At 70.0% G+C, this 12,784-nt stretch carries 12 protein-coding genes and 3 pseudogenes; 6 read left to right on the top strand and 9 right to left on the bottom strand.

Going from position 1 to position 12,784, the window contains the following annotated elements:
* Nucleotides 1–59: 59 nt before the first annotated feature.
* From ABT063_RS46575 to ABT063_RS46565, 3 genes and pseudogenes are all read left to right on the top strand, one after another.
* A pseudogene (locus tag ABT063_RS46575) lies at nt 60–194 on the top strand (hypothetical protein); the annotation flags it as partial.
* 7 nt (nt 195–201) lie between these two features.
* Complete coding sequence (locus ABT063_RS46570; RefSeq protein WP_351067323.1) at nt 202–567, top strand: MmyB family transcriptional regulator; 366 nt, start codon at nt 202–204, stop codon at nt 565–567.
* Nucleotides 568–572: 5 nt separating this feature from the next.
* Nucleotides 573–1,427 (top strand): phosphotransferase enzyme family protein, encoded by an 855-nt coding sequence (locus ABT063_RS46565; RefSeq protein ID WP_351067281.1) that lies wholly within the window; start codon nt 573–575, stop codon nt 1,425–1,427.
* Nucleotides 1,428–1,683: 256 nt separating this feature from the next.
* Here the strand turns inward: ABT063_RS46565 and ABT063_RS46560 are convergent, their stop codons facing one another.
* Together ABT063_RS46560 and ABT063_RS46555 are read right to left on the bottom strand one after the other, a co-directional pair.
* A complete protein-coding gene (locus ABT063_RS46560; protein ID WP_351067280.1) occupies nt 1,684–2,463 on the bottom strand; it encodes an SDR family NAD(P)-dependent oxidoreductase in 780 nt (259 codons plus the stop codon).
* Between the two features lie 142 nt (nt 2,464–2,605).
* Nucleotides 2,606–2,806 carry a hypothetical protein gene (locus ABT063_RS46555; protein ID WP_351067278.1) on the bottom strand — a complete coding sequence of 67 codons (201 nt, stop codon included), beginning with the start codon at nt 2,804–2,806 and terminating at the stop codon, nt 2,606–2,608.
* 87 nt (nt 2,807–2,893) lie between these two features.
* Here ABT063_RS46555 and ABT063_RS46550 point away from each other — a divergent pair, with 87 nt between their 5' ends.
* Nucleotides 2,894–3,034, top strand: coding sequence for a hypothetical protein (locus ABT063_RS46550; protein ID WP_351067276.1), 141 nt, complete (start codon nt 2,894–2,896; stop codon nt 3,032–3,034).
* A gap of 147 nt (nt 3,035–3,181) precedes the next feature.
* Here ABT063_RS46550 and ABT063_RS46545 read toward each other — a convergent pair whose 3' ends face one another.
* The 4 genes and pseudogenes from ABT063_RS46545 to ABT063_RS46535 form a co-directional block, all read right to left on the bottom strand.
* The gene (locus tag ABT063_RS46545) at nt 3,182–3,577 is read right to left on the bottom strand and encodes a Rossmann-fold NAD(P)-binding domain-containing protein (protein WP_351067324.1); all 396 of its coding nucleotides are present in this window, start codon (nt 3,575–3,577) and stop codon (nt 3,182–3,184) included.
* 196 nt (nt 3,578–3,773) lie between these two features.
* A pseudogene (locus tag ABT063_RS52525) lies at nt 3,774–4,034 on the bottom strand (XdhC family protein); the annotation flags it as partial.
* A 1-nt stretch (nt 4,035) separates the two neighbouring features.
* Nucleotides 4,036–4,449: pseudogene (locus tag ABT063_RS52520) on the bottom strand (MFS transporter); the annotation flags it as partial.
* 18 nt (nt 4,450–4,467) lie between these two features.
* Nucleotides 4,468–5,190 (bottom strand): VOC family protein, encoded by a 723-nt coding sequence (locus tag ABT063_RS46535; RefSeq protein ID WP_351067321.1) that lies wholly within the window; start codon nt 5,188–5,190, stop codon nt 4,468–4,470.
* 545 nt (nt 5,191–5,735) lie between these two features.
* On the opposite strand from ABT063_RS46535, the gene ABT063_RS46530 reads away from it, so the two are divergent.
* Nucleotides 5,736–7,025: an MFS transporter gene (locus tag ABT063_RS46530; protein WP_351067275.1), complete on the top strand. Its 1,290-nt coding sequence runs from the start codon at nt 5,736–5,738 to the stop codon at nt 7,023–7,025.
* 1,030 nt (nt 7,026–8,055) lie between these two features.
* On the opposite strand, the gene ABT063_RS46525 is transcribed toward ABT063_RS46530, so the two are convergent.
* The 3 genes from ABT063_RS46525 to ABT063_RS46515 form a co-directional block, all read right to left on the bottom strand.
* Nucleotides 8,056–8,586, bottom strand: coding sequence for a cupin domain-containing protein (locus ABT063_RS46525; RefSeq protein ID WP_351067273.1), 531 nt, complete (start codon nt 8,584–8,586; stop codon nt 8,056–8,058).
* 63 nt (nt 8,587–8,649) lie between these two features.
* Nucleotides 8,650–9,702 carry a phosphotransferase family protein gene (locus ABT063_RS46520; protein ID WP_351067272.1) on the bottom strand — a complete coding sequence of 351 codons (1,053 nt, stop codon included), beginning with the start codon at nt 9,700–9,702 and terminating at the stop codon, nt 8,650–8,652.
* On the bottom strand, nt 9,695–10,702 hold the full coding sequence (locus ABT063_RS46515; RefSeq protein WP_351067271.1) for a C-terminal binding protein: 1,008 nt from the start codon (nt 10,700–10,702) through the stop codon (nt 9,695–9,697). Before ABT063_RS46515 ends, ABT063_RS46520 begins: the two co-directional genes overlap by 8 nt.
* A 736-nt stretch (nt 10,703–11,438) precedes the next feature.
* Between ABT063_RS46515 and ABT063_RS46510 the strand changes: the two genes are divergently transcribed.
* The gene (locus ABT063_RS46510; protein ID WP_351067270.1) at nt 11,439–12,707 is read left to right on the top strand and encodes an MFS transporter; all 1,269 of its coding nucleotides are present in this window, start codon (nt 11,439–11,441) and stop codon (nt 12,705–12,707) included.
* Nucleotides 12,708–12,784 lie beyond the last annotated feature (77 nt).

Below are 12,784 nucleotides of genomic sequence, written 5' to 3'. Positions count from 1 at the left end.
ACCAGCGACAAACACGCCGCGCCAACTTCGCCCGCTACCACTTCCTCGACCCAGGCTCCCGGCACTTCTTCGTCGACTGGGACTCCGGCGCGAGGGCCACCGTCGCGCTGCTGCGCGCCGAAGCCGGGCGCGAGCCCCCACGACCGGGCACTGCGCGAACTCATCGGCGAGCTGTCCACGCTCAGTTCCGAGTTCCGCACCATGTGGGCCACGCACGACGTTCGCATCTTCCACGGCGGCATCAAGCGGCTGGAGCACCCCGAGGTCGGCCGCCTGGAGCTGACTTACCGCTCCCTGGACCTGCCCGTGTCCCACCGGGCGGTGCACGACCTGACCCTCTACACCGCCGAGCCGGGCACCACCTCCGAAGACCGGCTCAGGCTCCTCGCGAGCTGGGCAGCCACCCAGCCCCCGGGGGCCACGGAGCCCATCCGCCCCCTCACTAGGCGGGGTGGTGCTCGAATTCCCAAGGGGTGGGCCATCCGGGGGCGTACCGGCACCTGGGGTGGCCGGCGTGGAAATCGGCTTGTGACTGTCGGCTGCATGATCAAGGCTGACTCGCGATGATGCCATTGACTGAGATCGATCGGCTGAAGCAGACCGTGTCCGAAGCGTGGGACAGCCCGGTCGCCGACCAGGTCGCCGCCCACTGGGGTTACCCGGCCGGCACCGCCAAGTGGTGGCGCTCCAGCGCCTCCCATGTGTTTGTGCTCCCCGACAACGGCCGACGGCGCTATCTGCGGTTCGTGCCCGGCTCGTATCGCGGACCGAAGCCCCTGACTGCGGTGGCTGAGCTGATGGCACGGCTCGGCGACGGCGGCTCGGCGGTGGTGCGGCCGGTCGCGGCCGAGTCCGGGGCCCTGACCGTGACCGTGGCGACCGGGCTCGGTGCGATGCACGCCATGGTGGTCGAACCGGCGCCCGGCGAGGAAGTCGACGTCAGCGAACTCACCGAATCGCAAGCCTCGTACTGGGGCCAGGCACTGGCACGTCTGCACCGCGATGCCGCCGGACTCGATGCCGGGCTGCCCGAATCCTTCGGCGAACTTCCGGGTATCGGCGAACTGTTCGCCGACGACACCGCGTTGGTCGAGGCCACGGCGAGGCTCGCCGAGGTGATGAGCGGCCTACCACGTGGTCAGGACCGCTGGGGTGTGGTGCACGGCGACTTCGAGCTGGACAACATGGCCTGGGAGGACGGCCGGCCGGTCGCCTACGACTTCGACGAGGCCGCCCTGTCCTGGTACGCCGCCGACATCGCCTATGCCGTGCGCGACCTGACCGACCACACCGGCCGGCCCGCAACCGGGCACCGGGCGCGGTTCGACGCCTTTCTCGACGGATACCGCAGCATGCGCCCGATCGACGACGAGGACTTGGGGTGTCTGCCGCTGTTCGCCGGCCTGCATGCCGCGGCTTCGATCTGACCGACATGGCCCGCACCCACCGGCAACTCGTGATCGACATCGGCCAGAACGTGGGCCGAGGGATCGGCTAGAGGCCGAGGTTACGGCGGTTGGAGGTTCGTCGCCAAGACCGGGCCCCTGAGGGACCTTCCTGCGGTCCGGGTTGCCGACCCTCACTTGCAGCCGTCGTATCCGCTCCCCTGACTCCACCAGCCGGCGCCGTTGGGGCTTACAGCAGCGTGCTCCTCCACCGGCTCAGTCCTCAGACAGTGTTGGGCTAGTGAACGGAAAACCCGCCGTCGACGAAGATCGCCTGCCCGGTGACGTACGCGGAAGCGCGGCTCGCCAGGAACACGACTGCACCCGCAAAGTCCTCGGCCAGACCGTTGCGCCCGACCAACGTGCGCGCGGCCAGCGCCGCCACCTTCTCCGGGTCGGACGACAACCGCGCATTGAGCGGGGTCATCACAAAGCCCGGCACCAGCGTGTTGCAGGTGACGCCATGCGGCGACCACGCCTCAGCCTGTGAGCGAGCCAGCGATTCCAACGCGCCTTTGGAGACCCCGTAGGCACCGCTCTGGACGAACGCCCGATGCGCCTGCTGGGAGGTGATGTGGATGATCCGCCCGAAGCCCCGTGCGGCCATGCCGGGCCCGAACCGCTGGCCCAGCAGATAGGGCGCGTCCAGGTTCACCGCCATCGTGGTGTCCCATACCTCCTCGCCCAACTCTGCCATCGGCGGCCGCAGATTGACCCCGGCGCTGTTCACGAGGATGTCCGGCTCCCCGAACACCTCGGCCGCCTTCTCCGCCGCCGCACGCACCCCATCGCGGGTGCGCAGGTCGGCGCTCACCCAGGCCGCCCGGCAGCCATCCGCCGACAACTCATCCACCGTGGCGGCCAGTTCCTCCTCCCTGCGCGCCACGACCACAACGCCCGCACCGGCTCGCGCGAGGGCTCCGGCGATGGCTCGGCCGATCCCGGAACTGCCGCCCGTCACCACGGCGACCCGGCCATCCAGCGAGAACAGTTCAGAAAGGTAGGTCTGGGAGGTCATGCCCGCACCCTAGACGACGCGCCCACAGCGACAGCGCACGGGAGCGGAAAGCAACTGCACTTCTTGGCGCACATGTGATGGCATCACCCTGTCCCCCCAGGCTTGCGTTTGAGCCAGAGCCGGCTCCGCTTACGAAGCCGGCTTACTGACCGCCCCAAGCCATGTTCATGAAAGCCACGAACAGCGCGAGGGCAATCGCCACACCCTGGACGACCTTCCCCCAATGAGGCATCGGCTCGCCCGTCTTGGATGCCGAACGCGCAGCGGAGAAGGCAACCACCAACGCGACGATGACGACCGGACCGAGCAGCACGGACAGCCAATCGACTTGCACTGGCGTCATCGCGAATCTCCTTGTGCACCTCGGTGACTGACCGCTCATCATCTGCGGGTACCGCCGGGACCCCCTCCCGGACTGCGATGTCTCGCGGTGCACGACGCCGGCGGCCCGGACAGCATGGAGCGGATCGGCGTACTCGACGGCGGCTTCCTCCTCAGCGACGGCAGCGCCGGCCTGAAGAGCTGCTACCGGGAGAATGACGACCTCGCCCAGGTGGCGGCGCGCGGCTGACACTGCCGTGTCTGTCCCCGGCCTGCGCGACCGGCAGTTGTCCGGCGACGAACGCACGATCGTGCACGAGAACGCTGGCGCTCGATCGGGTCGAGACCGGGCGGGATCAGGAGTCGCGTTCACCGCGTTCCAGCCGCTGCCCTTCGATCACTGCTCGATCTGCCGGGACGAACCGCTCATCACCTCACCTGAGAGCCCATCCGCCCCGGCAGCGTACGCGGCGGCGAACCGTTCGACGGCGTCCCAGAGTTCACGCTCGCGCTGCGGGTCGTAGGACTCCTTCGACGAGCGGGCCTCACGGCCACGGTCGACGTAGGAGCCGGTCGGCGCCCGGGTGATGCCGAGGACGACGTCGGCGAGGTAGCGGCCCGCGGCGTTGCGGCTGGTGGCGAACGGGGTGAGGGTCATCACCGGCAGGATGCGGCGCATCGCGAACCGGGAGACGGGTCCTGCGTTGCGGGCGAGGCCGGTACCGGGGACGAAGCCCGGGTTGTAGGCGACGGCGTCGATCCCGACCGGCATACGGCGCGCGTACTCGTGCACGAGGTGGATGGCGGCCAGTTTGCTCGTCGAGTACGCGGTGCGGCCGGCGGTGGTGGTGTGCGGCTTGGGGAAGGCGCCGGTGCGGGCGAGGACGTCCGGGGACTTCTCTGCGGGGAGGGTGTTGGGCCGGGCGGGGCCTTGAGCCGGTGCCGGCCAAGGTCGAGGAGATAGCGGTCAAGGCTCGGCGGCTGTCTGCCTCTTCGCGGTGGATCGGCGTCCCCGAGCCGGCCAGCGGAAGGCCCGTCCCGCCCCGCCGGACGGCGATGATCTCCGCCGCGATGGACAGGGCGGTCTCCTCGGGCGTACGGGCGCCGAGGCCGATCGGCGACCTCAGCCGGGCCAGCTCCTCCTCGCTGACGCCGGCTTCACGCAGCCTCCGGTTGCGTTCCTCGTGAGTGCGGCGCGAGCCCATCGCGCCTTCGAACGCGACCGGCATCCGCAGGGCCGCTTCCAGCAGTGCCGGTCGCGGCGCCGGTCTGTTCGGCCGGGACGCTGCCCACGATCAGGTTGGCCGTCGAGGCGAAGGGCAGCCCGATGCCGAGGGCCGAAGAGACCTGCCATGAAGGCCACTTGCCACTGCTGGTCGTGCCGGACGGCGAGGAATCCGCAGGTTGCCGCGCCGAGCGCACGCCGACCGTGAGCAGCTTCTCGGCTCCCCGCACGGGCCCCAGACGGCCGCTCGGGATGCCCGAGAGGAACATCGCGATCGGGGACCAGATCGCGTACATGCCCGCGCCGAACGGCAGCGCGACGGCGTTGGTGGTCCACACCGCGGGCAGCCGCATGACGCGCGGGTCGATCAGCGGGCTGCGTGAACGCGATTCGGCGAACAGCGACAGCGCGAAGAGCGCCACGGTGGAGGTCCAAGCCCCCGCCGGACACTGGCCGCGCTACTGGGGCGTCCACACACAGAACTCGTTGCCGTCGGGATCGGCCATCACCACCCAGCCGACTTCGCCCTGGCCGGTGTCGATTCGAGCCGCCCCGAGGGAGAGCAGACGGTCGACCTCTGCCTGCCGATCACCGTGAGCAGGTGGAGCAAGGTCGAAATGCAACCGGTTCTTGCCTGTCTTCGGCGCCACCGGTGGACCACCCCACGTGAACTTCGGACCGCCGTGCGGCGAGCGGATCGCGGTCTCCTGGTCCTGATCCCAGACCAACGGCCACCCCAGCGTTTCGCTCCAGAAGTACCCGACCTCCTGCGAACCGTCGCAGGCCAGCGCTCCGATGAATCCGCAGTCGGCGAGGAATTTGTTGCCCGGCTCGATGACGCAGAACTCGTTGCCTTCGGGGTCGGCGAGCACCACATGCCCCTCTTCCGGGCGTTGGCCGATGTCGATGTGCCGTGCGCCAAGTCCTAGCGACCTGGCCACCGTCTGCTGCTGGTCCTCCAGGGATGTACTCGTCAGATCGAAGTGCATCCGGTTCTGGCCGACCTTCCGCTCCTGGGTCGGAAGAAAACGGATTCGGAACCCGGTGTCATCACTGGGCAGGAGCATGACGCCGTCACGTGGATCGTCAACCATCTCCCAACCCAGGACCCCGGACCAGAACCGGGCGAGACGCAGCGGCCGGCTCGCATCGAAGCTGATCGCGAACAGTTGACAAGTCATTCCCCTGCACATCTCCGATCCGCTGACTGACGCTGTCGACAGGGCGTCTCGTCAGCCCGCTCGAAGGGCAGCCTAAGGCTGAGTAGGCGTCACCCGCAGCCCGGTATTCGACGGCAGCCAGAACAGGCCGACGGCGCATCTTGGAAGCCGGCTGAACCCGCGACTCCCGCCACGCCACGAACCCAACGCCACCTCACCGCATAGGACACGATCTTCGTCGGGCACCGGCCAAGGTGCCTCCAAACACCGTTGACTTCGGCGTACGCCTGCGGTTACAACGTGGGACTTGCAGAGTGAGCCGACTTGCGGCCCTGACCTGTTCGCCCGCCCCACGGAGGGGGCGGCCCGGTGCCGGGCCGGCCGAGAGGCGTATCCGGCGGATCCCGATGACCCCACACAGGAATGGAGGCTCGCCCCGTGCGAACGAGCGGCGCCCGGCAACCGGAAGCCCGCGGCGCAGCCGCGCCGAGTGCTATGCGCCGGGCGGCCGGCACCCCGTCCCCGGACGGACGCCGAGCGGCCGCGTTCGCCGCACCCGGCACGCCGTGAGGTGGCCGAGAGCCCGCGACGGCGCCGCCTGGGCCATACCGGTTGCGCTGGCCATCGACGCCATCGGCACCGGGCTCTATCTCCCGTTGTCCATGGTCTACTTCCTCGCCGTCACCGACCTGTCCGAGACCGGCGTCGGCCTGCTGCTGACCGCCGCCACCGCCTGCTCGCTCCTGCTGCCGCTGCTCGTCGGGCGGATCGTCGACCGCATCGGTCCGCGGTCGGTGGTGATCGCGGGGTTGTTGTCGCAGGCTGCCGGGTTCTTCCTGTACCTGGGGGTGGCCGGTCCGGTGTCGCTGTTCCTCGCGGCGCTTGTCGAGTCGGTGGGGCTGCGGGTGTACTGGTCATCGGTCTTCGCGCTGATCGCCGAGCAGGCGGACGGCGAGGCCAGGGACCAGTGGTTCGCCCGGGCGGGCATGATCCGGGCGGCCGGCACCGGCGCCGGGACGGTGCTCGCGGGCGTGCTGCTCGCGCTCGCCTCGCAGCACGCGTACCGGGGAATGGTGCTGGCGGATGCGATCTCCTTCGTCTTCGCGGCGGTGACCGTCGCCCTGTTCGTACGTGGTGCACGGCGGCCGGCCGGCGGGCCTGACGATCAATCCCGGAACGGAATACGGCACTTGCTGCGCAACCGGCCGTATCTGGGGCTGATCGGCGTGAACGTCCTGTTCAACATCTGCACGGTCTTCCTCGCCGTGGCGGTACCGGTCTACGTGATCCGCGGGCTGCACGCGCCGGGCTGGGCGGTCGGCACCTTCCTCACGATCACCACGACGGTCGTGGCCACCTGTACGGCCGAGGTCACCCGCCGCTCCCGACGGCGCACCTCCCGGGGCGGCGCGATGGCCTGGGGCGGCCGGCTGTGGGCGGCCTGGTGCGTGGCCGCCGCCATGGCGGTGCTGCTGCCGCGGGGTCCGCTGCTGGTCGGCTACCTGGCGCTGGTGATGCTGCTGTGGGCGACGGCGGAGATGCTGCACGGGCCGGCCTCGAACGCGCTCTCCGCTCAGGCGGCTCCGAAGGGGGCGCGAGGGACCTATCTGGCGGCGTTCCAGTACTCGTTCGCGACGGCGGACATGGTGACGCCCGGCCTGTTCGGCGTCCTGTACGGCATGAACCGGGTGCTGCCGTGGGTGGTCGTGGGCTGCCTGGCGCTGACGGCGAGCATGGCGATCCGGCCTCTGGAACGGCGTTTGGCGGGCGGCGGTGCGGCGGGAGGCTCCTTCGAGCGCCTGGCAGGTGACGGGGCTCGGGAGGTACCTGAACGGCGGGGCGCGGGAGGTGCCTGAGCGGCGGCTGACCGACTGCGGGTGCGGGAGGAACGCGGCATGGATCGCGGCCGGGGTGTTCAGCCCGGCGGCTCGACCGGGGCGTGAGGCGAGCCGGCCGCCGGCTCATGGGCAGGGTCCTGGCCCACCGCACCATGACGTCGTGCGCCTCGGGCAACCGCTCGTCCGTCGCGGACCAGGCGGGGGTGTATCAGCGGACGATGTCCACCGTGGGCGGCTTCGTCCTCGGCACACAGCGGACGGGTGCTGACTTCATGCCAGATGGAGGTCAGTCCCGTCAGATGTCGCTCAGACGCTCCAAGGGAGCCCGTTCTGCTACCGCTTCGGCACGAGCAGGGTGTCGTCCCTGTCCGGTCACTCCAGCCAAGGGCAGCGACCAGATTGCGGCGATTCGCCCGATAAGCCGCCCTCAGCGCGAAATTGGCCATAAGGGTGTGCATGGTGGCTTCATGAACACCACACAGATAGCACCCAAGAAAGCCGTGTCCCGACGATTCGCGGTCGGCGCCGCCCTGGCCCTTGCTCTCGCGGCAGTGCCGGCGACAGCAGCCTCCGCCGCGGCCGCGGCACCCGCCGCCGCAAAGGCCACGGCTGCCCAGTCAAGCCCGGCCGACGGCCACGGCCACGACCACGACCACGACCAAATGAGAGGTTGCCTACTCGTCATCATCTGCAGTTAGCCGGCCAAAACACCGCACTGGGCAGACCGCCCAGTGCCGGCAGGGGGACCGATTCCGCTGCCTGTCTCGCCGCCGAATCGTCCCCCTGCTGAAAGCGGCAGCACCACCCTCGGGCACGCTGACGTGTTCCACCCGGACCCTGGCCCGAAGGCCGGTGCCCAACGGCACCGGCCTTCTGCTGTCGCTTGCCACCCCTCAGGCATCCGGGGTACAGGCGGCGGGATCGGCGGCCCCGCGCTGGACCAACTGATGGCCGATCAGGGCCCGTTGTTGCCCACGTTCGCAGAGAATAAAAAGCAGATGAGTGACGCCCTGGACCAACCGCGACGTCGTCGGCGGCTCCGGTGCCGTCAGCCGTCGCGCTCCGCGCCGACCAGGACGAAGGCCATCGTGACCGGTTGGTCCCCGCGGTTGCGCCAGGCGTGGCGGGTGCCGTTCTGTATCACGATGTCGCCTGCCGAGAGGCGGGTGCACAGGCCGTCGTCGAGTTCGAGGACGATCTCGCCCTGCAGCACGATGCCGTAGTCCACGGTCGGCGTCGTGTGCATGCCGTCGGGCTCCATGAGGTCCGCGATGCCGGGCGAGTCGGCCCGCTGCTCCCGGTCGAAGGCGACGGGGTCGAACGCGGGGTCGGCCATCGCGCTGTCCGGCGGGAAGGTCAGGACGATGAACCGCGTGCCCCCGGGGGCCGGGAGCAGGCTGGTGACCTTCGGTGTGGGGTCCTCCCCGCTCCGGCTGACCCGCTCGCCGGGCTCCGTGGCCCACGGCAGGCGGGACACCCAGCCCGGCAGGCTGGTGAACTCCCGGCTGCGCGGGACGGGACCGTCGCTGACGACGACCGGCCTGCCGTTCTCGTCGTGGCCGGTGACGACTCTGCGCATGTGTTTCTCCTCGTTCGGGTCCCGTCGGACCCTCCAGGTCCGTCGACCCGTCGAATCGGTTGGTCAGTCGGGCCGGCCGCTGCCGGGCTCGGTCGGCGCCTCGAGCGCGGTCGCCCAGGCGTCCAGGACGTCCGCCATCGCAGGGGCGGGCGCCCGCAGCAGGGCCGATGCCGCCGTGCGTACGAACAACCGGTGCCGGTCGTCGGTGAGGTACTCCACCGGGGACTTGCCGTCCACACGCGCGAGCAGCAGTGCCGGCAGCAGTGACGCGGCCCGCGCCTCGAGGGCCGGCCGGGGCTCCCAGTCGACGCACCGGACGTACTCCTCCGCCAGCACCCGGGCGGACCGCAGGAGATCGGCTCGGCGCCCGGGCACCACCAGGCTCTTGAGGAGCAGATGGTTGACGCAGAAGGCCAGGTCGAAGGCCGGGTCTCCGTACCAGGCGCACTCGGCGTCCAGCAGCACGGGTCCCGGCGGGCCGACGAGGATGTTCTTGGGGCTGACGTCACCGTGCACCAGGGCCAGGTGGGTCGTGGCCGTGCGGTCGGCGAGGCCCTGGAGGACGTCACTCAGACCGGGGTGCGCGGCAGCGGTGGCCAGCAGGTACGGCTCGATGCGCAGGGCGTGGAAGTTGTCGTCGGTGGCGAACTCCGCGGCGAGGGCCGCGTCGCCCGCGCTCGCCGCGTGCAGGTTGCCGAGCAGCCCTCCCACCGCCGCCGCGGTCGCCACCCGCACCTCGCCGTCCAGCAGCTGCGCCTTCCACATCCGGTACCGCTCGGGAGGCAGGAACGCCATCGCGAAGAGTCCGGCTTCGGGGTCATGAGCCAGCAGCTCCGGAACGCTGTCCGGCCGGTGCCGGGACGCGAACCGCATCCAGGCCCATTCGTAGGCGTTGCGCGACACCGGCGCCCGCCAGTCGGCCGCTACCTTCAGCCTGGCCAGGGCGCGTTTGACGCAGAGGGAGCGTCCTGGCAGGTCCACTCGCCACAGGTCGGACGAGACGCCGCCGGCCAGCGGCGTCCAGCGTGCGGTTTCGCCGGGTCGTGAGAGCTTGTGGGCGAGCAGGAAGTCGGCCAGCACGGGGTCGGGGCTCACCTGCGCGGAGGTCTCACTCATCCCCGGTCCCCCGACCCGGCGGCAGGCCGCGGGGACTGTTGCAGGCGTGGGCCGGTGCCTCGTCCGCCAAGATCCGTACGACTTCCTCGGCGGCGCGGCGGCGCAGTTCCGTAACCGACGCGTCGGAGGAGAAGGCGACGTGCGGGGTGAGGAGCGCGCCCGGCTGGTCCAGCAGCCCGGCGGGGACGTGCGGTTCGGTCTCCAGTACGTCGAAGGCGGCTCCGTCCAGGTGCCCGCTGTCCAGCGCCTTGACGACCGCGTCGGTGTCCACCAGGCCGCCCCGGCTGACGTTGACCAACAGACCGCCCGGCCGCATCAGCGCCAGTTGCTCGGTTCCGACGATGTGCTGCGTGCCGGGTGTGAGCGGCACATGGAGGATCACCACATCGCTGCGCCGCAGCAGCTCCTCCAGACCCACCATCTCCACTCCGGGGGCGTCCTTCGGCGGGTGCGGGTCGTGGGCCAGGATCCGGCAGCCGAACGCGCCCAGCTTGCGCACGGTGGCACGTCCGATCCGCCCGTATCCGACGACGCCGCAGGTCAGCGTCGACAGCCGGCGCAGCCGGGCGCTCGCGGGGTCCCAGTGGCCCGCACGGACCTCCCGGTCGAACACCGCCAGGCCCCTCGTCCAGGCCAGCACCATGCCGACGGCGTGGTCCGAGACCTCCTCGACGCAGTAGTCCGGAACGTTGGTGACCCATACGCCTCGCTCGGTGGCGGCGTCCACGGCGATGTTGTCGAGGCCGACCCCGAGCCGGGCCACGATCCGTAGGTCGGGCGAGGTCTTCACCGCGGTGGCGGAGACGGGTGCCCAGCAGGTGAGGATCCCGGCGGGCCGGTGTTCGGCGACCAGTTCCTCGATGGTCTCGGCGGAGGCGGGCTCGGCGGGGCCGGTCACGAGGGTGTGGCCCGCCTCCTCGATGACCGATCGCTCGACGGAGTCGTCGGGCCAGGCGTAGTCGGTGAGCAGCACTGTGCCCGGGCGGCTCGGTGGTTTCATAGCAGGTCGTCCTCGCAGAATCGTGCGGCCGCAGCGGACGGCCGGGGTCGCGCCCGGTCGCATCCGGTCAGCAGGTTTATCCGTCACCCGGGAGAGCGGCCGTCGGCATGTCCGGTGGGGCCGCCCGCCGTATGGGTGAGGTGGAGAGATCGCTGGGCTCGGGTCGGGTGTCGCCGGCGCTCGCCGACTTGTGGTCGGTGCGGGCGCCGCAGTACGCCCCTGGGAACGGGTCACGAGATACCGGGGCACGTCGAATCACTTTGTCACAGCCACGTGATGCTAACGATAGCACTGGCCCTCGACACGTCAAGGGTGCGGCACGCATCCGGTCGCCGACCCCCCGCTACGGGGTATGTCCGGAGCCGAGGAACCCGGTCATCACGGGAAAACGAGGAACGCCGAAGAAATCCGCTGTTCACATCTTGACGCGCCGGAGACTTCCCCTCCATGGTTTCTGCCAGCGCCGACCGTGTGGCCGATAAGTGCCCGCACGAGGTCCGGCTGTCGAAGACGCCATAGCCACGGACGTCCCCGACGGGCGATATACGGCTGAATTCAGCATGCGGCGTACGACCGCGCGGCAGCCCACCGCCCGCATTCCGTCAGACGGCGACAGCATCGCCGTCTCCACTCGAGTCCGTATTCAGCTCACCGCTTCTTGTCATCGCCTGTACGGCCCCGTACGGCGATGGATCCGCCGCGGCCTGCCGTGGCCCATTCCTCCTCAGGAGCCGCTATGACTCACGCAGCGCAAGTCGACACCAGTGCGGTGCCCGCCGGCGACACGCAGAAAAGCAGCCGTGCCCCCATTTCCCGCCCCATGATCGGTGTGGGCTTCCTGCTGGTGGTCCTCTCCTACATGGTCAACGCCATGGACCGCCAGGTCTTCCCTCCCCTGCTGCCCAACATCCGTCAGGAGTACGGGTTCTCCCTGGAGCAAGGGGGGTTGCTGGCGACGAACTTCACCCTCGGTATGGCCCTGGCCGGCCTGCCCGCGGGCTACCTACTGGATCGCTTCCGCCGCAAGACCGTGCTGCTGGTCAGCATCGTGATCTACTCCCTGGGCACGATGGCCACGCCCTTGGCGACCGGTTTCGCCGACATGACGGCGTACCGGGTCGTCTCCGGCTTCGGTGAGGGCATGCAGTCCGCCGCCATCTTCGCGGCGATCGGCGCTTTCTTCGCCCACCGGCGGGGCCTCGCCTTCGGCATCATCGGCATGGGCTACTCCGTCGGCGTGTTCATCGCCCCGCTCATCGGCGTGCAGCTCATGAGCATGCACGGCACCTGGCACTCGCCCTTCTACCTGTTCGGTGCGGCCGGGCTGCTGATCGCCGCCGCCTCCCTGTTCCTCGTGAAGACCGGTCTGACCGAGCACTCCGCCGAGAAGATCGTCTCGACCAGGACCTACGAGTACATGCCGGCCTCCGCCTACAACCGCAACACCATCGCGCTGGCCGTCCACTCGGTCATCAGCGGTGTGGCCATCTACGGCTTCCTCGGCCTCTACCCGACGTTCCTCATCAGCTCCCTGCACTACACCTCCGGCCAGGCCGCGCTGGCCATGAGCTTCCTCGGTTTCGGCGGCATGACGGCCGTCTTCGGGGGCTGGCTCGGCGACCGCTTCAACCAGCGCAACCTGCTGATCCTGAGCCTGCTGGCGGTCTCCGCCATCAGCGTGTGCATCTACGAGTCGCATGCCGGAGTCGGCATGCAGTGCGTGTTCGCCTTCCTCATGGGCGCCTTCGGCCTGGGCTTCATCTACCCCAACACCAACAGCGCGATGCAGCGGGCCGTCCGTCCCGGGCAGATCGGCCGGGCCTCCGGCCTCTTCGTCACCAGCTACTACGGACCGGCGGCGTTCTCCGGGCTGCTCTTCGCCGCCCTGGTGGACTCCTTCGGCTGGGACCGGGCCGGGCTGCTGCAGGTGACGCTCCTGCCACTGGTGGGCGTCCTGGCCCTGGCCTTCGTACGGACCTCGCAGTTCAACAACGCGGTCCGGTAGCGAGCCGACCCCTGGGCATCTGCCGCGTTGTTTGGGGCGGGGGGGCGGCCGGCCCACCACCCCCCGAAGACGAGGGC

The sequence above is a fragment of the Streptomyces sp. NPDC002838 genome (assembly GCF_040295365.1).
Lineage (GTDB): Bacteria > Actinomycetota > Actinomycetes > Streptomycetales > Streptomycetaceae > Streptomyces.
The sequence above is the reverse complement of the archived record's forward strand: the minus strand, read 5'-3'. Positions and strand labels throughout refer to the sequence as shown.